13 protein-coding genes are annotated in these 21453 nt (G+C 61.9%); 8 read left to right on the top strand and 5 right to left on the bottom strand.

Translation table 11 applies throughout. The annotated features are described in order from the left end of the window. Nucleotides 1–98 precede the first annotated feature (98 nt). From I5L79_RS01490 to I5L79_RS01465, 6 genes are all read left to right on the top strand, one after another. Nucleotides 99–1361 carry a zinc dependent phospholipase C family protein gene (locus I5L79_RS01490; RefSeq protein WP_196953244.1) on the top strand — a complete coding sequence of 421 codons (1263 nt, stop codon included), beginning with the start codon at nucleotides 99–101 and terminating at the stop codon, nucleotides 1359–1361. A 108-nt stretch (nucleotides 1362–1469) separates the two neighbouring features. Next, a complete protein-coding gene (locus I5L79_RS01485; protein WP_196953243.1) occupies nucleotides 1470–3479 on the top strand; it encodes a tetratricopeptide repeat-containing sensor histidine kinase in 2010 nt (669 codons plus the stop codon). A 127-nt stretch (nucleotides 3480–3606) separates the two neighbouring features. Continuing rightward, the gene (locus I5L79_RS01480; protein WP_196953242.1) at nucleotides 3607–4266 is read left to right on the top strand and encodes a response regulator transcription factor; all 660 of its coding nucleotides are present in this window, start codon (nucleotides 3607–3609) and stop codon (nucleotides 4264–4266) included. A 427-nt stretch (nucleotides 4267–4693) separates the two neighbouring features. After that, complete coding sequence (locus tag I5L79_RS01475) at nucleotides 4694–8032, top strand: Ig-like domain-containing protein (protein ID WP_196953241.1); 3339 nt, start codon at nucleotides 4694–4696, stop codon at nucleotides 8030–8032. 75 nt (nucleotides 8033–8107) lie between these two features. Beyond that, the gene (locus tag I5L79_RS01470; protein ID WP_231402661.1) at nucleotides 8108–8320 is read left to right on the top strand and encodes a PID-CTERM protein-sorting domain-containing protein; all 213 of its coding nucleotides are present in this window, start codon (nucleotides 8108–8110) and stop codon (nucleotides 8318–8320) included. Nucleotides 8321–8810: 490 nt separating this feature from the next. Further along, nucleotides 8811–11105: a T9SS type A sorting domain-containing protein gene (locus I5L79_RS01465; RefSeq protein ID WP_196953240.1), complete on the top strand. Its 2295-nt coding sequence runs from the start codon at nucleotides 8811–8813 to the stop codon at nucleotides 11103–11105. A gap of 147 nt (nucleotides 11106–11252) precedes the next feature. Here I5L79_RS01465 and I5L79_RS01460 read toward each other — a convergent pair whose 3' ends face one another. The 5 genes from I5L79_RS01460 to I5L79_RS01440 all read right to left on the bottom strand — a co-directional run bounded on the left by I5L79_RS01460 (nucleotide 11253) and on the right by I5L79_RS01440 (nucleotide 18044). Beyond that, nucleotides 11253–12668: a TolC family protein gene (locus I5L79_RS01460; protein ID WP_196953239.1), complete on the bottom strand. Its 1416-nt coding sequence runs from the start codon at nucleotides 12666–12668 to the stop codon at nucleotides 11253–11255. A 56-nt stretch (nucleotides 12669–12724) separates the two neighbouring features. Next, entirely contained in the window at nucleotides 12725–15805 is a 3081-nt protein-coding gene (locus I5L79_RS01455) for an efflux RND transporter permease subunit (protein WP_196953238.1), read from the bottom strand. Between the two features lie 31 nt (nucleotides 15806–15836). Beyond that, nucleotides 15837–16202 carry a four helix bundle protein gene (locus I5L79_RS01450; RefSeq protein ID WP_196953237.1) on the bottom strand — a complete coding sequence of 122 codons (366 nt, stop codon included), beginning with the start codon at nucleotides 16200–16202 and terminating at the stop codon, nucleotides 15837–15839. 31 nt (nucleotides 16203–16233) lie between these two features. Next, the gene (locus tag I5L79_RS01445) at nucleotides 16234–17391 is read right to left on the bottom strand and encodes an efflux RND transporter periplasmic adaptor subunit (protein WP_196953236.1); all 1158 of its coding nucleotides are present in this window, start codon (nucleotides 17389–17391) and stop codon (nucleotides 16234–16236) included. 158 nt (nucleotides 17392–17549) lie between these two features. After that, entirely contained in the window at nucleotides 17550–18044 is a 495-nt protein-coding gene (locus I5L79_RS01440) for a YciE/YciF ferroxidase family protein (RefSeq protein ID WP_196953235.1), read from the bottom strand. Between the two features lie 126 nt (nucleotides 18045–18170). Here I5L79_RS01440 and I5L79_RS01435 point away from each other — a divergent pair, with 126 nt between their 5' ends. Both I5L79_RS01435 and I5L79_RS01430 read left to right on the top strand, forming a co-directional pair. Then, nucleotides 18171–18524, top strand: a complete 354-nt coding sequence (locus I5L79_RS01435; protein ID WP_196953234.1) for an MGMT family protein — start codon at nucleotides 18171–18173, stop codon at nucleotides 18522–18524. A 142-nt stretch (nucleotides 18525–18666) separates the two neighbouring features. Beyond that, entirely contained in the window at nucleotides 18667–21438 is a 2772-nt protein-coding gene (locus tag I5L79_RS01430) for a TonB-dependent receptor (protein ID WP_196953233.1), read from the top strand. Nucleotides 21439–21453 lie beyond the last annotated feature (15 nt).

Genomic DNA, 21453 nt, shown 5'->3' with positions numbered 1-21453 from the left:
GCCGCATTATTTGCGTGGTTTTATGGTTTACCCCGGCCGAAGCCCGACAACGGAAAGTACACTTTACACGTTGCGGGCGTACCATTTCCCCATTTTCTATGCTGCGTTTTCTGCTCGTTGGCTGGCTGCTGCTCGGCTCGGCTGCTTCGGTTTCTGCCTACTCCGTCCTCACCCACCAGGCCAACATCGACTCCACCTGGCAGCGCTGCCTGCTGCCCACGCTGCAAAAGCGTTTTCCGGGCGGCACGGCCGAGGAGCTGCAGGACGCCAAGGCCTACGCCTATGGCGGAGCCATCATTCAGGACATGGGCTTTTATCCGTTCGGCTCGAAGCTCTTCACTAACCTCACCCACTACGTGCGCTCCGGCGACTTCGTGACTAATCTGCTGACCGAAGCGCATGACCGCAACGAGTACGCCTTCGCCCTGGGCGCGCTGGCCCATTACGCTGCCGACCTAAGCGGCCACCCCGAAGGCACCAATAAGGCCATGCCCTCGGTGTATCCGGAGCTGCAGGCAAAATTTGGGAATACCATTACCTACGAGGAGGCGCCCGCCCAGCGCACCCAGCTGGAGTTTGCCTTCGATGTGATGCAGGTGGCGGCCGGGCGCTACCGCTCCGACGACTACCACAACTACATCGGCTTCAAAGTAAGCAAGGACGTGCTGGAGCGGGGATTCGAGAAAACCTACGGTCTGAAGCTGGGCCAGGTCATTGCCAATGTGGACTTGAGCATCAGCTCCTACCGCTTTGCCGTGAAGGAGCTGATTCCGCTGGCTACCCGCGCCGCCTGGCAAAGCAAGCGCGAAGACATCCGCCAGCTTAGCCCCAAGGCACGCCGCCGCGACTACGTATACCACCTCAGCCGGCGCCAGTATCGTAAGGAGTTTGGAGGCAGCTACCAGCGGCCGGGGCTGGGCGCGCGCCTGCTTTCGGGCATCGTGCGGCTGCTGCCCAAAATCGGGCCGCTGAAGCCGTTTGCCTTTGTACTCCCCACGCCCGAAGCCCAGACGCTTTTTCGCAATTCCTTTCGGGTGGTGATAAGTAAGTACTGCGGGCTGCTGGAAAAGCAGGGTACCGCTGCCGTGACTTCGCTGCCCAACGCCGATTTCGACACCGGCCACCAGACGAAAGCCGGCGAGTATGCCCTGGCCGACGAAACCTACGGGGAGTGGCTGCGCAAGCTCGACGCCAAGAAGTTTGAGGGACTGACCCAGCTGCAGAAGCAACACCTATTGGCCTTCTTCGCCACGCCCGCCGCGCCCAACGCCGCGGCCAAAGAAGAAAAGGAAGCCAGCACCCAGCGAAAAACCCAGGAAGCGCTGCTTAACCTGAAAGCCGCGCCGGCTGCGCAGGAGTAAGAAATAAGCGGCCGTCTGTCAGGTAAAAAAGCGGCTGAAGCGGAACCGTCGGCGTAGCATAGCGCCCGAAACCTGGCTACCTTGGTAGCCCATTTATTGGGTGTATCTATGCGCCGCCTGTTTGCACTACTTCTTCTAAGCCTTGGGCTGATCCCTGCGGCCTTTGCGACTTCGCGTTTACCCGCCCTGCCCGACAGCCTGCGCACGGCTCTGCGCGCCGCTTCCACCCACCGGGCGCGGGCCGGGGTACTGCTGCGGGCCATTGCCTATTTCGATACGCCCGACCCCGACTCGGCCGCCATGCTGGGCTACGCGGCGGCGGCTATGCAAGCAGCCCGAGCCGCCGGCGACTCGGTGCTGGTGGGCCGGGCCCTGGATGCGGGCAGCAACTATTACCTCACTGTGCAGAACTTCGAGCGGGCGGCTGTGCTGGAGCGCCGGGCCGAAGAGCTGCTGCGCGAAGCCCCGGTCCTCTACCGCGCCCGCAACGCCTGGAACCTGGGTTGGGTGTACGTGAACCTGCGCCGCCCCGACCTGGCCCGGCGCTACTACCGACTGGCCAGCAACTTCTTCTCAGCCGCTGGTGATGCCGACGGACAGGCCGGCGTGTGGCAGGAGCTGGGCCAGCTCTACCAGAACCTGGGCCGGCACGACTCAGCCGTGACGGCTATGTTCAAGGCCGTGTCCATCTACCGCAACCTCAAGGAAGTGCGGCAGGAAGCCAAAGCCCTGTCCAACGTAGCCAGCGTCTTTGCCGAGCGGGGGCAGCCGGCCGTATCCAGCCGCTACTGTCGGCAGGTGTATCGGCTGGCGGCCTCCATTGCCGATAGCGCCCTGATGGCGGTGGGGCTGGAAGGGCTGGGCGTGAATGCCCAGCGCGTGGATAGTCCGGCCGTGGCGCTGAACTACCTGCGTCGTCAGCAGGCGCTGGTGCGGCACCTGCGCTTTTACAGCAACCGCACGGGCCTCTACGAAAACCTGGCCGCCGCCTACCGCCGCCTCCAGCGCCCCGACTCCGCCGCTTTCTACTACCAGGCCGCCATTAGCCTAGCCCAACGCACCCACGACCCCGACCGGGTGTTAGGCAACATGTACACCAACCTAGCTAGCTTCTACCAGGAGCAGAGGGAACCTGACCAAGCTGAGGCCTGGGCAAGCAAAGCCTTGGCGCTGGCTGGTGGGCGCCCCAGTGAAGGCTATACCACCGATGCGCTGGCACTGCTGCAAAAGCTGGCCATTGCCCGCCACGACTACCCCGCCGCCTACGCCCTGCAACGCCGCGAAATGCAGGCCAGGGACACGCTGCAGGCCCAGGCCGATAAGCGGGTGCTGGAAGAGGCGCGGGCCAGCTACGAGGTAGCCCAGGCCGAGCAGGAGGTAGTGATGCTCCGGCAGGAGCAGGAGCTGGCCCGCCTGCGCCGCCAGCGTGAGCTGGCTGGGGCCGGCGGCCTGCTAGCTTTGGCGCTGGGCGCGGGCGGCGTGGGCCTGGCTCAGTACCGCCGCCGGGCGCGCCACCGCGAAGCCGCGCTGCGCACCCGCCTGGCCGCCGACCTGCATGACGACGTGGGCAGCCTGCTCACCCAAATCAGCCTCGAAAGCTCCTGGCTGCAAACCAGCCGCCGCACGCCCGAGCAGCTGGCCACTCACCTGCAGCATTTGTCCGAGGCCAGCCGCCGGGCCGTACAGCAGCTGTCGGATGTGGTATGGGGCATCGACGCGCGTAATGATGCCACGTCCCCGCTGCTGGAGCGCATGCGCGACCACGCCCACGAGGTGCTGTCGGTAGCCAACCTGGAAGTGGATTTTGCGGCCGATGCGTCGTTGGCGGGCGCGGCGCTGCCGGGGCTGCTGCGCCAGAACCTCTACCTCATCTACAAGGAAGCCCTGCATAACGTGGTGAAGCACGCCCGGGCCACGCTCGTGACGGTGCGCCTGCAGTTGCAGGATGGCTACCTGAGTTTGCGGGTGCAGGACGATGGCCAGGGCTATGATGGTCCCGGCCGGGTAGGGGGGCAGGGCCTGACCAATATGCAGGCCCGCGCCCTGGCCTGCGGCGGCTCGGTGCTGTTTGAGCGGGGGCTGCCAGGGCTGGCGGTGGTGGTGCGGTTGCCGGTGTAAGCATCAAGACGCCAACCGCACAGCATCTTTATGTGGTGGTGCGGTTGCCGGTGTAAGCATCAAGACGCCAACCGCACAGCATCTTTATGCAGTAGCGGCGTGGGGCTGGGACCGGTACCTTTGTGCTATGTCCGCTTTGCCTATTGCTCTTATCGAAGACCAGCCTCTGATCCGGGAAACCCTGCACGGCTACCTCTGCGAGCAGCCTGAGTTCCGGTGCGTGCTCACGGTGGCCTCAGTGGAGGAGTTTCTGGCAGGCCTGACTTCTGCACCCGAGCCGCCTGCCCTCGTGCTCAGCGACATTGGCCTGCCCGGCCTCTCGGGCATTGCCGGCATTCCGCTGATCAAGGCGCGGCTGCCAGCGGTGGATATTCTCATGCTGAGCGTATACACCGACGCCGAGCGGGTGTTTCAGGCCATTTGTGCCGGGGCCGTGGGCTACCTGGTGAAGAGTACGCCGCTGGAGCAGCTCAAGGAGCACCTACTGCAAGTAGCGGCAGGAGGCTCGCCCATGTCGCCAGCGGTGGCGCGCCACGTGATTCGCTCGTTTCAGGCGCCGGTGGTGGCCGTGGTGGCGCCCCTCACCGGCCCCAAGGGCGAGCAGCTGACGCCCCGCGAGCAGGAAATCGTGCAGGGCATTGAGGACGGTCTCAGCTACAAGCTCATTGCCGACCGCATGGGCATCAGCGTGGATACGGTGCGCAACTTCATCCGGCTGGTGTACCGCAAGCTGCACGTCAACAGCAAAGGCGAGATTATGGCCCTGGCCCTCAAGCGCCGGGGCTAAGACTGCGAGGCAGGTAGCGAGGTGGATGGAGCTGTTGTAGAGTAGGAATATACTTATAGGATGGACGTCAATACAGCATCTTTATGCGGTAGCGCGGCATAGCCAGGGACGTGATATTTGTAGCGGTTCCAGGAAGTGGCAGCGTTGGGGCTTTGTCAGTGAGGTGACGAGGTTCAGGCGCTGCCACATAACTGCCCTGCCGGGGTTTTACCGGGCGGCATGGCCGGCCTCCGGCGGTTGCTTCAGCCACTTTACGTATCGGTTATCAGCTACTCTATCCCTTTTATACAGCTATGATACCGGGTACCCGGGTAGCAGGCCGCTCCGGCTGCAACGGAGGGGCTTGCTGCCCGCCGCCGGGCCGGGTTGCCTACCGGGTGGGGCGTTTTCAGGACTTTTTCGCGTTTACCTTTTTCCTTCTCTTTTCATGCAACACTTCTATTCACAGGCCCTCGCCAGGGGCCGGGCGGCGGCCGTGTGCCTGCTACTGGCGCTGCCGCTGGCCGGGCACGCCCAGGTGCCGGCCCGCGTAGCCCCGCGCAAAGCCCCGGCTGCTACGCTGGCAGTTACCCCGCTAGCCGCCACTATTACGTCCTCTACTAACGTCAGCTGCCCGGGCGGTAGCAACGGCTCCGCAACTGTTCGGGCCTCTGGCGGAACCGGGACCTACACGTACAGATGGAGCCCAGATGGCGGCACTCAAGCCACCGCTACTGGCCTGTCGGCCCAGGAGTACACGGTAACGGTACGGGACGGCGCCGGACAAACCACAACGGCCAAAGTGACCATCACCCAGCCAAAGGGGGGGATGTCCACATTTTCTTCTACAACAAATATTGCCTGTAATGGGACCAATACGGGCGCTATCACTACTACTGTAAACGGCGGCACGCCCGGCTACACCTTCACCTGGCGGCGCACCAGCCCCAACCCGGCTTTGATTACGCCCGTCACCACGGGCAACCAGAGCACTATTTCCAACCTGCCTGCGGGCAGCTATAGCCTCACAATAAACGATGCTACCTGCAGCATCACGAAAACCTATACCATTCAAGAGCCGACCGCGCTTACCAGTACCGGCAGCCAAACGAACGTGAGCACCAGCGGGGGCGCCGATGGTACCGCCTCGGTTTCGCCCAGCGGCGGCTCAGAAGAAGGCTATTCGTTTAACTGGGAGCCGGGAGCTCCCAGCGGCGAGGGAACCGCCAGTGTGAGCGGGCTGAGAGCGGGCACGTATACCGTAACCATCCAAGACCTGTTTGATTGCACCACCACGCGTTCCTTCACCATTACCGAGCCCGCACCCGCCGCCCCTGTTATAAGCTATCCAGCGGTTTTCAGCTTCAGCAGCACCGGGACACCCGTCTATCTGGGCACCGCTGCTCCCAACAGCACTATCACCGTGTATGTAGATAGTTCCCCTGCCGGTACCACGCTTACCGGTCCCGACGGCAACTGGAGGTTCACGCAACCCTTTTCTTTGGCTGAGGGGATGCATACCCTATCCACCACGGTAACCACTGCCGGCGGCACGACCAGCCCGGCCACTACCCCGGTGAATTTTATTGTCGATAGCACGGCGCCGACGGTTGCGCTAAGCAGCCCAACGACTTCGGGCAGTACCACCGCCACTTCGCCCCTGAGCTTTACGGCAACCTTCTCGGAAAGCGTGACGGGCTTTGTGGCCGGTGACCTGACCGTGACCAATGGGACCGTTTCGGGCTTCGCGGGCTCGGGCACGACTTACACCTTCTTGGTGACGCCGACGACGCCCGGCACGGCTACCACAGTCACGGTGGCCGGCAACAGCGTACAGGATGCGGCCGGCAACGGCAACTCGGCCTCGGATACGTACGCCCTGACCCTGACCCTGACGAGCGTGACCTGGACCGGCAGCAGCAGCACCGACTGGTACACGGCCGGGAACTGGACGCCCGCCCAGGTGCCCACCGCCACCCTCAACGCCACCATTGCCGGCAACGCCCCGCGCATGCCCCTGATTGCGGGAGGGACGGCCTCGGTGCGCAGCCTGACCATCAACTCGGGGGCGACGCTGAGCATGAGCCTCGGCACGCTGGATGTGCGGGGCAACCTGACCAACAACGGCACCTTCGCGCCCTCCGGCGGCACGGTGGCGTTGGGCACGGCCACTCTGTCCAACCTGCTGGGTTCCTCCCGCATCCGCTTCTGGAACCTGCGCGTGGATGCCAATAACGCCCAATTGAGCACCTCGGCCGGCGCCTCGGTACGCCGCCTGCTCACGCTCAACGGCAACTTCACTACCAACGGCAACGCCTTCACGCTGGAATCCAATGTCGCCACCACGGGTATGGTCGTCAATAACGCCGGCGTGGTGACGGGGGCGGTGACGGTACAGCGCTACATCACGCCCGACCTGAACGCGGGGGCCGGCTACCGCCATGCGTCTTCCCCGGTTGCCAATGCGGCGGTGGCCAGCCTGGCCGTGCCCGGCACTACGCCCGTGGTGAATTCCGCCTACAACACGGCTGCCAAGCCCGGCACGGTGACGCCGTACCCTACCGTGTTCGGCTACGACCAAAGCCGTCTGGCCACTGCGACCAACAACCTGGCCCCCTTCTCTAAGGGCTGGGAGTCGCCGCAAAGCCTGGAAAGCCCGCTGGAAGTGGGCCGGGGCTACACCGTGCAGCTGCCCGCCGACCAGACGCTCACCTTCACCGGCACGCTCAACAACGGCACCGTCACCCAGACCCTCACGCGCGTAGCCGCTGGTGCGCCCAACGCCGCCGCTGCCGGCTGGCACCTGGTGGGCAACCCCTATCCCAGCCCGCTGGATTACTCGCAGGTGGCGGCCGCCGACCGACCCAATCTGATGGGCGCCATCTACGTGTTCGAAAGCACGAGCCAATACGGGGGGGGCTACCGTTTTTACAACAATGGCATAGGCACCATAAGCCCCGTGCTGGCGGTAGGGCAGGCATTCTTCATGCGGGTAGCGGCCAGCCAGACCAGCGGCTCCCTTACCTTCCGCAACTCCCAGCGCGTAGCCGTTTATACCAACTCGGTATACCACCGCGAGGCCGAGACGCGGCCCCTGGTGCAGCTGCAAGTGCAGGCCCCCAACGGCCTGCAGGATGACGCTTACGTGTACTTCGAGCAGGGCGCTACCGCCGGGGTCGACAATGAGTTTGACGCGGTGAAGCTGCCCAACACGCACAACCTGAACCTGACCACCCAGGCCGCCGGCGAGGAGCTGGCCATCAATGGCCTGCCCGTGCCGGGCACCGCCGCCGTGCGGGTGCCCCTCACGGTGCGCGTGCCTGCTGCCGGGGCTTATACCCTGGCTGCTGCCCAGGTGCTGAACCTACCCGCCGGCACCCAGGCCCTGCTGCTGGATCAGGAAACGGGCACCCGCACCGAGCTGCACGAAGCTACCCAGTATGCCTTCAACGCGGCTGCCACCAGCCTGCCCGGCCGTTTTGTGTTGGAACTGCAGGCTGGCTCCGTGACGGCCGCCGCCCCGGCCGCGCTGGCCGCGCAGGTATCGTTGTACCCCAACCCGGCCACGGCGCGCGTAACGCTGCTGGCCCCGCTGAAGCTGGCCGGCAAAGCCACCGAGGTGCAGGTGCTCAACAGCCTGGGCCAGGTGGTGTTGCGCCAGCCGGTAGCCGCCACGGCCAATGGCCTGCGCGCCGAGCTGAGCGTGCAGGGCTTGGCCAAAGGCGTGTACTCCGTGCGCCTGGAAGCCGCGGGCGTGGTAGTAACCAAGCGCCTGGTCGTGCAATAGTCTTCTCCTAAGCAGCAGCGGTAAGGCAACGCCCGGCCGCCGCTGCTTTTTTCTCCTCTTCTATTCTCTTTGACTATGTCCCGATTTCTTCGTTCCCTGTTTTGTATGCTGGCTTTGTGGCTGGTTTCGAGTGTAGCGGCGCTGGCCCAGAGCGAGGAGCCCCCGGAAGGCGGCCCCATGCCCGCGGACCCCACGGCCGTGCCCATTGATGGAGGGGCCTCCCTGCTGCTGGCGGCCGGCGTGGGCCTGGGCGTGCGCAAGCTGCGCCGCAAAGCCCCGCAAACCTAGCCGGTATACACAGCAGCCAAGAAACGAATGCCCCGGCTTTCCAACGCGGAAGGCCGGGGCATTGTGCGTATAGGGAAAGCGGCCGCCAAGCCTGGAACCACGGCATAGCGTCGCCCTAGTCTGCAAAAAGCGCAGGTAGTAGGGGCCGTTGGCCAAGGCCTTATTCTTCCGGCTAGCGTCGGCAACGCGTGACTGCAGCCAGCGCGGCTGGCATTATCACCCCAGAGTATTAGTTATCGTGGTTCTACCCTGGCAGGTTCTCCACCTTTCTTGGTGCGGCAAAATCTATGTTATGCTTTCCCAGTCAGGGAACTTTTGACAACAATCATCTCCGCCGGTAACGTGCGTCATATTCCGCCCGCGCCGGCGGGCTCACCTTTGCTGCTGATAGCTCGTCCATCGTTTTGGCAATGGCTTGGTCTGCCCCGGTTTGCTGATCGGACAACCAGATATACTTCGTCTATCAGCCATTTACTTTCTCTGCCTCGTTATGACGACAACTACCCCCGTCCCCTTTCGGATGGCCCGGCCGCCGCTACGCGCCTTCCGGGCCCTTCTGGCGCTCTTCCTGGTAGGCCTCACGCTGCCGCAGGCCCAGGCCCAGGAAAATACCACCATCACCAGCAGCTCCATTATCATTGACCGGGGCGGCCCTACGGGCAACGAAACGTTTGGGGGCAAGAACGGCCTGCCCGCTCCGGCGTTTCAGGGCCGCAACCTCGGCTCCTTCGACATCAGCCGCTTTGCCACTCGCCTCCTGCTGAACGGCGGCACGCTAACCACGCAGGAAAGTGCCCCGGATGTTGTTAACAGTACCTCACTCTCCTACCGGGTACGGGCCGCTGGCAGCGGAGGCAACCTGCTTTCCGGCTCCTTTGCCCTGCCCCAGATAAGTACCGAGGCCGGGGCGCGTATGTTTGCCGCTACGGCGGCCAATACCAGCTTGCTGACAGGCCTGACCGCCGGCAGCTACGTACTGAGCGTGCAGTTGGTGGCCGAAGGCGTGCAAGCCGGTGACGAGGGGGGGGCCTTTGTCATTTCTGATCCGCAGTTCCGGTTCTACGAAGCCACGTTTACGGTGACGGGCGTAGCGCCCAGCGAGCCGGCCAACTCGACGACCTGGACGGGCGGCAAAAACGACAACTGGTTTGATGCCGACAACTGGACCCAGGATGTGCCTACCGCCACAAAGGACGCTACCGTCCCCAACTTCGGGTCGGGCTCCACGGTAGCTTATCCCAACATCTACAGCAACGCCGCTAAGCCCGCTACCATCACCACGACCCGCATTCAGAATCCGGACGGCACTTTTACGGACGTGCAAACCATCACACCGGGCTACGACAATAGCGGATCAGGCCCGGCCCTGACGCATACCTTAACCATGCAGGGCAGCAACCAGCTGCAACGCTCCCTGGTGCGCCTGCTCGTCGGGCGCCTGCAGGTGTACGGCGACTTCAACAACCAGCAGGACAGCTTTGTGCAGCGCGACAACACCGTCGTCAGCTTTGCGGGCGGAAACCAGACCATCAGTGGCTCGGCCTCGGGTTTCACCGGAGTTGAAATTGATGGCGGCGGCCTGAAAACCCTCACCACCAGCTTCACAATTCTGCCCGGCAGCACCCTGCAATTCATCAGCGGCGTGCTCCAGACCAACGTCAGCAACGTCAATGTGGAGTTTGTGGAGCTGGCTCCGGCCACCGTCAGCAATGGGGTGATGACGCCCTCGGGCCAGCTGGCCGGTGAAACCGACCTTTCCCATCTGCGCGGCTTTCTGAAAACCACGCAGCTGGCCGAAGCGGGCATTGCCCAGAACTTTGGCAACAGTGGTCTGAGCCTGACCTTCAGCGGCAACGGGCCCGGCAACGTGTCGATTACCCGCAACACCAGCCTCAACTATGGCACTATCAACAACGGCACCAACGGCAACCCCAGCATCCGGCGCGTGTATGGCGTGCGGCCGTCCAATCCGCACCTGACGGACGGGGGACTGCGGGCCACGCTGGTGTTTCAATACCTGGACGATGAAACCCGGAACCTGACGCCAGGCAATCAGCGCCTCACGGAAGCCGAATTTGCGCTGTTCCTGTCCACGTCTTCGGGCGATATCTTCGGCCAGCTGGGTCGTGACGGCCTGAATACGACGACCAACCAGCTAACCAAAAACAACGTCACCTCCTTTGGCACGTTCACGCTCAGCGAGGCCACCGAGCCCTTGCCCGTGACCCTGACGGCGTTTTCGGCCAAACGCGAAGACACCAACGCGGTGCTGAACTGGCAAACGGCCACGGAGCTCAACAGTCGGGGCTTTGAAGTGCAGGTATCCACCGATGGGCGGCAGTTTCGCGTGCTGGCCTTCGTGCCCAGCCAGTCAGCCACAAGCACCAGCCTGAGCACGTACCGCTACGTCGATACGGAAACCGGCAAGCAGGGCATCCGCTACTACCGCCTGCGCCAGGTAGATCTGGATGGAAAAGCCACGTTCTACGGCTCAAAAGCCGTGAGCTTTGCTGCCCACCCGGCCGTAGCGGCCCGCCTGGAAGTATTTCCCAACCCGTTCACCAATACAATTTATCTGACGGCCAGCAGCGTAGAAACCGGCCCGGGAGAGTTGACGCTGCTTGACCTGACGGGTCGCATCGTACGGCAGCAGACCAGCACCCTGGGTGATGGGTCCAACAACCTGACGTTGGCTAACTTGAGCGGGTTGCCGGCGGGCGTTTATCTGGTTCGTCTTACCCCCTTCGGCGGAAAGGCCCAGACCACGCGCGTACTCAAGCAATAGGGCGTAGCTCACGCAGTATCCCGGCAGAACAGCTCTTCACCGATAAGGACGCCAGTAATATATACTACGCCACAACGCCTGCTCTCATGTGAGGGCAGGCGTTGTGGCGTAGTAGAATAAGACGTTTGAAGAACAGGCCAGCCGAAATTACGGCTGCTCCTGCACCAGGCCGCTGCTCAGGCGGCGCAGCACGGTTTCGGCCTGCTTGGCCTGGAAGCGGATGTCGAGCAGGCGGTTTTCGGCGTCGAGCTGGGTGCGCTGGGCCTCGCGCAAAGCCAAGGGCGTGAGCAAGCCCAGCCGGTAGCGCTCCAGGGCAATAGCCACGTTCTGGCGGGCCAGCAGAATGTTGTCTTCCTCCAGCTGCAGCAGCTGCAGGCGGTTCTGGTACTGAGCGTAGGCCTGCTCGGCCTCGGCCTCTAGCTGGAGTTGAGTTTGCTCCAGCTGCAGCCGGCTCTGGTCTTCCGCAATGCGGGAGTTCTGCTCCAGGCGGTTGCGGTTGAAACCATCGAAGATGGGAATAGAGGCCACCACGCCGTAGTTGAAGCCCAGTTGGCGGCCGGTGTTGGTGGTCAGCTCGGTACCGAAGAAAGCCTCCCCGTTCACGTTGCGGTTGTAACCGTAGCCGCCCGTCAGGCCGATCTGCGGAAAGCGGGAGGCACGTACCAGTTTCCGGTCGTAGGCAGCTACCTGGGTGTTGATGCGGGCCTGCTGCAGGCGGGGGTTGTTCTGGCGGATAGCCTGCGTAACGGTTTCCCGGCCCAGGTCGCGGCTGACCACGATGGAGTCGGCGGGCAGAAAGTCGAGGGCGGGGGAGCGGCCGAGCAGGTTGTTGAGGTTCACCTTGGCCGTTTTCAGGGCCTCCTGCTGCTGAATCAGCGCCGAGCGGTCGGCGTTGAAGTCCACGCGGGCCGTCAGCACTTCCACTTTGGCGCCCACACCCACGTCGGCTCGGGCTTGAGTCAGGTCGATGCGCTGCTGGCCGATACGCAGGGCCTCCTCGAAGCTCTGAATCTTGCCGGCCTCGCGCACCACCGTAAAGTAGGCCGTGGTGATATCGGCCACGGTTTCCTCGGCTGTGGCGCGGGTAAGCTGCTGCTGGCTCTGGGCCACGGTGCGCAGCCGGTCGTAGGCAATGAACATCCCGAAGCCGTCGAAAATCGTCCAGGTAGCGGCAAGGTTGCTATTCAGGCGGTTGGACTTGGCCCCACTGGCCTCGCTGGGGGTAGGGCGGGAGGCCGACTCCTGCCGCACGTCGTTGCGGGTGAAGGAACGGGTGATGTTGCCATCTACCGTCGGCAGCTGACCGGCGTTGCCACGGGTCACGTTGTTTTCGGCCAGGCGCACATCCTGCCGCGACAGGCGGATGCCGTAGTTGTTTTCCAGCCCGATGCGGATGGCCTCGGCCAGCGTGAGGGCGGGCGCGGAAGCTACGGTTTCGGGCTTTTCCGTCTGGGGCTTGGCCTGGGGTGTGGTAGCTGGTGTACGGGCCGGCAGTACCGGCTGCTGGGCCAGCAGGGGCAGGGGAGAAGTGAGCAGCAGGGCAAAAAGAAAGAGACGAGGCATGGAGGAAATCAACAGCTGAAAAGGGCGCGGTGACGAAAGCAGACAGCGGCGCGGCACTAGGCAGCTACGGCTTTTGCTTCGGCTTCGGCGGGCTTGTGCTTTTTGGCCGTGGCGAAATACGAATACATAACGGGCACTACGTAGAGCGTGAGGGCCGTGGCAAAAAACAGCCCACCTACCACGCCAATGCCCATAGCCCGCCGGCTGAGCGCGCCCGCGCCGGTGGCAATGGCAATGGGCAGAATGCCCAGAATAGCACACAGGCTCGTCATCAGGATAGGGCGGAAGCGGGCTGTGGCACCTTCAATCAGCCCGGTCATGTAGTCCTTGCCGTTTTCCACCTGTTGGTTGGCAAATTCCACGATGAGGATACCATTTTTGGTCACCAGCCCCACCAGCATGATGATGCCGATCTGGGAGAACAGGTTGAGCGTCTGGTTGAAGTACCACAAACTCAGCAGCGCCCCGGAAAGGGCCAGCGGCACCGTCACCATGATAATGACCGGGTCGCGGAAGCTTTCGAACTGAGCCGCCAGCACCAGGTAAATCAGCACCAGGGCCAGCCCGAAGGCGAATATGAGGCTGCTGGAGCTTTCCTGGAAGTCGCGGGAGGCCCCGGCCAGCTCCGTGCTGAAGGTGTCGTCGAGGTTTTTGTCGGCAATGGCCTGCATGGCCGCAATACCGTCGCCGAGGGTGCGGCCCGGCGCCAGGGAGGCCGAGAAGGTGGCCGAGTTGTAGCGGTTAAAGCGGTAGAGCTGGGGCGGCGTGCTGCTTTCCACCAGCCGAATCACGTTATCCAGCTGAATCAGCTCGCCCTTGTCGTTTTTCACTGAGAGCAGGCGCACATCCAAAGGCTGGCTGCGGTCTTCGCGCGCCACCTGCCCGATGATCTGGTACTGCTTGCCTTCCCGGATAAAGTAGCCGTAGCGCTGCCCGCTGAGGCCCGACTGCAGGGTCTGCGAAATGCTCTGCACCGATACACCCAGGCTCTGGGCCTTTTCCCGGTCAATGGTTACGCGCAGCTCGGGCTTGTTGAACTTCAGGTTCACGTCCACGAACTGGAAGGTGGGGGCCTGCCGGGCGGCATCAAGGAACTTAGGCACGGCTGTGCGCAGCTTGTCGAAATCCTGGGTCTGGATAACGAACTGCACCGGTAGGCCGCCCCCGCCGCCCCCGATGCTCTGGTCCTGGCTGACGGAGGTACGGGCTGCCGAAAGCTGCTTCACGCCCGCGCTGAGCTTATCGGCCAAAAGCTGCTGACTCTGGGGGCGGGCATCGGCGTCGAGGAGCAGCACTCGGGCGTTGCCGGAGTTGGAGCCCCCGCCGAAGCCGGGTGAGGTCACGGCAAACACGCTGCTCAGGTTTTGCTCCCCGGCCGAGTCGATGGCCAGCTGCGTGAGCTGGGTCATGTAGGCATCCATAAACTCAAACGAAGCGCCTTCCGGGCCGGTAGCGTTGATGTTTACCCGGCTGCGGTCTTCCACCGGGGCCAGCTCTGAGGGAATAGCGCCCATGAAAAACCAGATGCCCACGCCGGTGCCGGCCACTACCAGCCAGGCCAGCCACCGCTTGCGCAGAAAGGTTTCGAGGCTGCTCTGGTAGCCGCCAATCATCCGCTCGAAGAACGGCTCGGTTTTGCGGTAAAACCAGTTATGCTTTTCCTCGCGCTTGAGTAGCACCGAGCACATCATGGGCGTGAGCGTGAGCGAAACAAAGGCCGAAATCAGCACCGAGCCAGCCACCACAATGCCAAACTCCCGGAACAGGCGGCCCGTGATGCCCGTCAGGAACACCACCGGCAGGAATACCGCCGCCAGCACAATAGTGGTGCTGACCACGGCCATCAGGATTTCCTCGGAGCCCTTGATGGCGGCCGTTTTCGGGTCTTCGCCTTCCTCAATGCGGGAGTAGATGTTCTCCAGCACCACAATAGCGTCGTCGACTACCAGGCCAATGGCCAACACCACGGCCAGCAGCGTGAGTACATTGATGGAGAAATCCATCAGGTACATCACAAAGAAGATACCGATAAGCGAAACCGGAATGGCCACCACCGGAATGATGGTTGAGCGCCAGTCGCGCAGAAACAGGAAGATGATAATAACTACCAGCACAAAGGCCTCGATGATGGTGTGCTCTACTTCCTCAATGGATTTGCGGATAAAGACCGAGTTATCGAAGCCCGGCTTGAGCTCCAGGTCCTTGGGCAAATCCTTGCCGTACTGCTCCAGGCGCTTGTTGAACTCCTCGGCAATATCGATCTGGTTGGAGCCCGGCTGCGGAATTACGGCCAGGCCCACCATTGGCACGCCGTTCACCTTGAAGATGGTCTGGTCATTTTCGGGGTACAGCTCGGCATAGCCAATGTCCGATAGGCGCACCAGCGAGGAAGCGTCTTTGCGGATAATAAGGTTGTTGAAGTCCTCCACTGAACTCAGGCGGCCCATGGTGCGCAGGGTGAGCTGGGTGGCCTGGCCCTGCACCGAGCCGCTGGGCAGCTCCACATTTTCGCGGGTGAGGGCCTGCTGCACATCCACAGGGCTCACGCTCAGGGCTGAGAGCTTCACCGGGTCCAGCCACAGGCGCATAGAGTACTTCCGCTCCCCATACACGCGCACCTCCGATACGCCCGGAATAGTTTGCAGGCGTTCCTTGAGCGTATTGTTGGCGTAGTCGGTGAGTTCCAGCAGCGTCCGTTTGGTGGAGCTGAGGTAGGTCATCACAATGGGCTGGGAGTCGGCGTTGGCCTTGCTCACCACGGGCGGGTCGATGTCGCGCGGGAGGCGGCCCTGGGCGCCGGATACTTTGTCGCGCACGTCGTTGGCGGCGGTTTCCAGGTCGGCGTCGAGGTCAAACTCTACGGTAATCTGGGTGCGGCCGTCGCGGGAGTTGGAGGTCAGGTTCTTGATGCCCTGGATGCCGTTGAGGGCTTCTTCCAGGGGCTCCGTCACCTGGCCCTGCATCACATCGGCGGAGGCACCGGTGTAGCTGGCCGACACGGTAATAATGGGCGGATCTACGCTGGGGTATTCCCGCACGCTCAGGTACCGAAAGCCAATGACCCCGAAAATCACAATCACCAGGCTCATCACAATGGCGAGAACCGGGCGGTTGATACTGGTTGATGAAAGACTCATTCTTTTTTAATTAGTAATTGGGAATTAGTAATTAATAATTGGTGGAAGATTCCCGGGATGAGCGAATAATAGCCGTAATTATTTTCAGAATTTCCTCACAGTCATTGAGCAGAGAAGCTGCCTGCGGAGGAGCTATATAGTCGGTGTCGCGCAGGAGACGAAGCCAATAATGGGTTTCTCTGGCCTCCTTGTAAGCAATACCTGCTTTCATGATAAAATCCTTGCGGGAAAGGCACCCTATAGCTTCTTCCATATTAGCTCCGATGGAAGTGCCGCTGCGTCGAATTTGGTCAGCCAGCTGAAACACCTGCTTTTCTTTGCTTAAATACTGGCTGAGCCTGACAATGCGAACAGCAAAAGCGTATGTCTTTTGCAGAATAATATTTTCCTCTTTCACAGCCGAATGCTCAATTAGTAATTGCTAATTATCAATTACTAATTGATACTCTGTCGCCCGGCTTCACTTGCAGAATGCCGGTGCGGATAATGGAGTCGCCCACGGCCAGGCCGTCGGTAATCTGAATGAGGCGGTCGGAGCGCACGCCTATTTTTACTTTCTTCGGCACCATCTTCCCTTTCTGCACGGTGTACACGCTGTAGCCGCTGGCTTCGGGAATAACGGCTTCGGTAGGTACCTGCAGGGCGTCGGCGGTCTGGCTGAGCTGCAGATTCACTTTCACGAAAGCGCCGGGGCGCAGCTCATTACTAGTATTGGCGTAGCGGGCGCGCACGGTTTGGGTGCGGCTCACGGGGTCAATCTGCGGGTCGAGGGCGTAGACTTTGGCTTCGTACTTCTTGTTGGAGGCCTCGTCGGTGATGGTAATAGGGTCGCCGGTGCGCACCAGGCTGGAAAAGCGGCTGGGCACCGTAAAGTCGATTTTCACGGGCTTCACCTTGGACAGCGTGGTTATTTCGGCGCCGGGGCTCACGTACGTGCCCACCGTGGCGGTGGTCAAACCCAGCACGCCGGCAAACGGCGCCCGCACGTAGGCTTTGGCCAGAGAAGCGCGTAGCGTCTGCAAATCGGCCTGGGCCGTGAGCAGCTGGTTGTTGACCTGCTCGTACTCCTGGGCGCTGATGTATTCCTTGTCCAGCAAGATGCGCTGGCGCTTTTCCTGGTCGCGGAACAGCTTGATGTTGTACTCCTGCTTGCGCAGGCTTGACTGAATTTCGTCGGCATTGATGCTGAACAGCAGCTGGCCTTTGCTTACCGGCTGACCTTCCCGGATGTTGAGGCTGGTAATCTTGCCCGAAATTTCGCTTTTGATAACCACCGATTCCTCGGCCAGAATAGAGCCGGTAGCGGCTACCTCATCGGCCAGGCTGGTAGCCTTCACTACGTATACCTGCACGGGCAACTTCTGGCCGCCACCCTTGCCGCCGGCTCCGCCCGGGCCGCCTTTTCCACCAGCAGCAGCCCCTTTACCGCCGCCCTTGCCCGCCTCCGCCGACTGCGAGGGAAAGAACTTTATCTTGATGAAGGCCAGGGCCGCCACCGTTATCAGGGCCAGCAGCCACCAGCGCCAGGCACCGCCTTTACGCTCTTCTTCGTGCACTATCTCTACCTGTTCCTGCGTCTGCTGCATGTATTGTTTACAAAGGCCTACAATTACTTACCGGGCTTCAAGCCGGTCTACCACAACGCCGCCAGCGGCCGGAAAGTTGACTCAGCCGCAAATCACTACCTGCCAGACACCAAAAAAGCCTGCGCGTTGCAGGCTTTTAAGGAAAGAAGCAGGGCTAGTTACATTGCCCGCTGGTTGATGTAGCTCTTGGCTAGGTCGTTTAGCTTGGTGTCGGTGAGCTGTTCTTCCTGCAGCGTCTGGCGCAGCAGGGAGGCGGCTTCAGTGTGGCCCAGGCGCTCGGCGTAGTGGGCTGCCGTGCCGTAGCCCGATATTTCGTAGTGCTCTACGCGCTGTGCTGCGGCAATGAGGGCAGCATCCTTTACTTCGTCGGTGGCGTCTTCCGAAATGGTTTCTTTGCCCTCGGCTACCAAGCCCTGCATAGCTTTGCAGGTATGGCCCGTAAGGTCGAGGTTCAGGCCGCGGCCGATCTGCTCGAGGCGGCTCACCTGGTTGATGGTTTCCTGCAGGTGGGTTTCGAAGCCTTGGCGCAGGCGGGCGTCACGGGCTTCGCTGGCCATATCGGGCAGGGCTTTCACTAGTTGAGTTTCGGCGCTGTACAGATCTTTCAGCTGTTCAGCAAACAGGTCGTCGAGGCTTTTGAGTTTATCGAACATGGGGTAAGCAAATAAGAAGTGGAATGATGCCGGCCAGTATAGCAGCCGGCTTTCTTTCCCGTCTTACGAGCTTGCCCAACGCCCGTTGTTACGTTATTTTGGCCTTTTACCCGCTAGCTCCACCGTATGCTCAGCTCCGCTGCCACCGATAAACACCGCAATTTCTTTCAGGATGTACACGAGGTCGTGCGTCTGGTGCCGCCCGGCCGCGTGACAACCTACGGGGCCATTGCCCACTACCTCGGTGCCCGGCACGGCGCCCGCCTGGTGGGGTGGGCCATGATGGCTGCCCACACCGCCGATGCCTACGTGCCGGCGCACCGCGTCATCAACCGACAGGGTCTGCTCACGGGGCGCCAGCACTACGCCACGCCCACGGCCATGCAGGAAGCCCTGGAAGCCGAAGGCGTGCGCGTGGTAGACGACCAGGTACAGGATTTCAACCAACTGTACTGGGACCCCAGTACCGAGCTGGCGTAGGCGGGCCCAGCGGAAAGCTCGATGGATATTATAGGCTTCGGCATATAAGAATAGTCTAAAAACATTGAGCGCGAGGTCTAGGGGCTTCTCCTCAATCCCTTACCTTTGCAGCGCGCATAGCTGCTACCCTTCCGCTTTTTGCATGAAACACACCGTACTCTCCTTTCTACTGAGCCTGCTTACCTTGCTGACGGCCGCGGCTCAGACGTACTCCATCAAGGGCCGCGTGCTCGACCGGCTCACCGGCGAATCCCTGCCGGGTGCTACCGTGCAGGTAACCGGCAACGGAGCCAACACCGGCGCCGGCGCCGACCCCGAGGGCAACTACCAGGTACCGGGCCTCAAGCCGGGTACATACGTGGTGCGCGCCTCCTTTATCGGCTACAAGCTGCTGGAGCAGCGCGTGACGGTGGGCAACCAGAACGCCGTGGCCACGTTCCGGCTGGCTTCTGATAATGCAACCCTGAACGAAGTGCAGGTAATTGCCTCGGTGGCCGTAGAGCGCGAAACTCCGGTGGCCTACGCGGCCGTGAACGAGGTGAAGCTCCGCGAAACCCTGGCCGCCCGCGACCTGCCCATGATTCTGAACGAAACGCCCGGCGTGTACGCTACCCAGGGTGGCGGCGGCACCGGCGACTCGCGCATCAACGTGCGCGGCTTCGACCAGCGCAACGTGGCCGTGATGGTCAACGGGGTGCCCGTAAACGACATGGAAACCGGCCAGGTTTACTGGTCGAACTGGGATTTGGGCGACGTAACCAAGAGCCTGCAGGTGCAGCGAGGCTTGTCGGCGGCCAAAATTGCCGTGCCTTCGGTAGGTGGGACCATCAACGTACTAACCAAGGGCTTCGATGACAAGCGCAGTGCCCTGGCCCGCCTCGAAACCGGCTCCAACAACTACCGTAAGGCCTCGCTGATGCTGAGCAGCGGCAACCTCAAGGGCGACTGGGCCTTCACGTTCTACGGCTCGCGCCGCACCTCCGATGGCTGGGTGCAGCAGGCCTTCGACGATGCCTGGACGTACTTTGGCAACGCCAGCAAGCGCATTGGCAGCCACCGCCTCTCGCTCACGGCCCTGGGCTCACCCCAGAAGCATGGCACCCGCTCGTTTCAGTCGCTGGTTGGCCTGTACTCCGATAAAAAAGCCCAGGAAATCGGCGCCCGCCCTATTGCTGGTGGCAATAAAGGCTTCGACTACAACCCGTACTGGGGTACGCTGCGCCGCTACGACCGCGACCCGTTAACCCGCACGGCCAGCAACATTGGCGACGTCGAGGTGCTCAATGAGCGCAGCAACTTCTACCACAAGCCCCAGATCAACCTCAACGACTTCTGGCAGGTAAACGACCGGCTGTTCGTGACCGGGGTGGTATACGCTTCCTACGGCAACGGCGGCGGTGTAAGCGGCCTGACCAGCGGCAACTCCAGCACCATCCTGCAGAACTCGGAAACCAACCAGACCGACTTTCAGACCATCTACGACCGCAACGTGCGGAACTACCCGGCGGTAGTGAACGGCAACCAGCGCGACACCATTTTTGGCGGGGCGCGCCAATCCACGCAGTTCCTGGTCGACAACGTGAACAGCCACCGCTGGTACGGCTTCGTGCTGGGCGGTGACTATACCCTGCGCGAGAACCTGACGCTGTCGGCCGGCGTGGACGGGCGCCTGTACCGCGGCCTGCACTACCGCCAGGTGCGCGACCTGCTGGGCGGCGACTACGCCCAGAACATCAACAACCGCAACCAGGACCCCTTCACGCAACTGCACGAGGGCGACAAAATCAGCTACAACTACGACGGCAAAACCCAGTGGCTGGGCGGCTATACGCAGCTCGAATACAAAACCCCGGCCTTGTCGGCGGTAGTGAGCGGCACCCTTTCCCGAATCCGCTACAAGCGTATCGACTACTTTAAGGCGCGGCAGGTGACGGTGAACGGGCAGAGCTACGACGTGGGCTTCAACCAGAACCAGGTTATCGACGGGCAGACCTATACTGCTGCCGACGGCCACTACGCCGAAACCGACTGGGCCTCCTACACGGGCTACAGCGTGAAGGCCGGCGCCAACTACAACCTCACGGAGCACAACAACCTGTTTGCCAACGTGGGCTACAACAGCAAGGTGCCGTTTTTCAACCTGGTGTACACCACCCAGGGCCGGCTCTACAACAACGTGAAGCCCGAAGGTATTACGAGCGTGGAGTTGGGCTACGGCATCAGCTACCCCAGCATGAAGGCTACCCTGAATGCGTACTACACGCTGTGGGCCAACAAAACCACCAACTCGGTATCGACGGCTACCGGTGAGGCCATCTACAGCACAGTGCGCAACGTGAATGCCCAGCACATGGGTATTGAAATGAGCGTGGCCCAGGAAATCAGCCGGAGCCTGCAGCTGAACGCAGCCGTGGCCCTCGGTGACTGGCGCTGGACGGGCAAGGGCGTGCTAAACCAGACCGACGAAGCCGGCGACCCGATCAATCCAAATGAAATCGACCAGCCCGTGTTCCTCGAAGGGGTGCACGTGGGCGACGCGGCTCAGAACCAGTTCCAGCTGGGCCTGCGCTACGAGCCGGTGAAACGCCTGTACATCCGGCCCTCGTTCCTGCTGTTCTCCAAGTACTTCGCCTCCTTCAACCCCGAAAACATCCTGAACGAAAGCACGCGCACCGATTCCTACCGCCTGCCGACCACCTACAACCTGGACCTGCACCTTGGCTATGATTTGCCGGCGCTCTACCAGGGTAAAGTGAAACTGGGCTTCAAGGCATCCGTGCTGAACGTGCTCAACCAGTTCTACTTCACGGATGTGTCGAACCGCTCCAGCACCAATGTAATCGACCCCAACCTGATTCAGGCCTTCTTCAACCGCGGCCGCACCTTCACGGTGGGTATGTTTGTGGAGCTGTAAACTCTGATACAGGTA

It is taken from the genome of Hymenobacter guriensis (genome assembly GCF_015773195.1).
GTDB classification, from domain to species: domain Bacteria; phylum Bacteroidota; class Bacteroidia; order Cytophagales; family Hymenobacteraceae; genus Hymenobacter; species Hymenobacter guriensis.
The sequence above is the reverse complement of the archived record's forward strand: the minus strand, read 5'-3'. Positions and strand labels throughout refer to the sequence as shown.

Bases quoted from the DNA above. Each gene is read 5' to 3' on its own strand.
- I5L79_RS01490 (WP_196953244.1), top strand. From the start codon at position 99: ATGCTGCGTTTTCTGCTCGTTGGCTGGCTGCTGCTCGGCTCGGCTGCT.
- I5L79_RS01485 (WP_196953243.1), top strand. From the start codon at position 1,470: ATGCGCCGCCTGTTTGCACTACTTCTTCTAAGCCTTGGGCTGATCCCT.
- I5L79_RS01480 (WP_196953242.1), top strand. From the start codon at position 3,607: ATGTCCGCTTTGCCTATTGCTCTTATCGAAGACCAGCCTCTGATCCGG.
- I5L79_RS01475 (WP_196953241.1), top strand. From the start codon at position 4,694: ATGCAACACTTCTATTCACAGGCCCTCGCCAGGGGCCGGGCGGCGGCC.
- I5L79_RS01470 (WP_231402661.1), top strand. From the start codon at position 8,108: ATGTCCCGATTTCTTCGTTCCCTGTTTTGTATGCTGGCTTTGTGGCTG.
- I5L79_RS01465 (WP_196953240.1), top strand. From the start codon at position 8,811: ATGACGACAACTACCCCCGTCCCCTTTCGGATGGCCCGGCCGCCGCTA.
- I5L79_RS01460 (WP_196953239.1), bottom strand. From the start codon at position 12,668: ATGCCTCGTCTCTTTCTTTTTGCCCTGCTGCTCACTTCTCCCCTGCCC.
- I5L79_RS01455 (WP_196953238.1), bottom strand. From the start codon at position 15,805: ATGAGTCTTTCATCAACCAGTATCAACCGCCCGGTTCTCGCCATTGTG.
- I5L79_RS01445 (WP_196953236.1), bottom strand. From the start codon at position 17,391: ATGCAGCAGACGCAGGAACAGGTAGAGATAGTGCACGAAGAAGAGCGT.
- I5L79_RS01440 (WP_196953235.1), bottom strand. From the start codon at position 18,044: ATGTTCGATAAACTCAAAAGCCTCGACGACCTGTTTGCTGAACAGCTG.
- I5L79_RS01435 (WP_196953234.1), top strand. From the start codon at position 18,171: ATGCTCAGCTCCGCTGCCACCGATAAACACCGCAATTTCTTTCAGGAT.
- I5L79_RS01430 (WP_196953233.1), top strand. From the start codon at position 18,667: ATGAAACACACCGTACTCTCCTTTCTACTGAGCCTGCTTACCTTGCTG.